This is a genomic window from Bacillus sp. S71 (assembly GCF_016625265.1).
GTDB classification, from domain to species: domain Bacteria; phylum Bacillota; class Bacilli; order Bacillales; family Bacillaceae_G; genus Bacillus_A; species Bacillus_A cereus.
Window position 1 is genome coordinate 1 of record NZ_JACVUW010000043.1, and the last position, 208, is coordinate 208.

Here is a 208-nt window from a genome sequence, read left to right on the forward strand (position 1 = left end):
CTAACCTCTTGATCCGTAGTCAAACGCTCTATCCAATTGAGCTACGGGCGCATATGGTGCCGAGGGCGGGGGTCGAACCCGCACGGTGGTCACCCACCGCAGGATTTTAAGTCCTGTGCGTCTGCCTGTTCCGCCACCCCGGCATGTCATATTGAAAATTGGAGCGGAAGACGGGATTCGAACCCGCGACCCCAACCTTGGCAAGGTT

1 tRNA gene is annotated in these 208 nt (G+C 57.7%); it reads right to left on the reverse strand.

What is annotated here, in order from left to right:
• Positions 1-54: 54 nt before the first annotated feature.
• Positions 55-143 (reverse strand) — tRNA-Leu (locus tag IBT51_RS26950).
• Positions 144-208 lie beyond the last annotated feature (65 nt).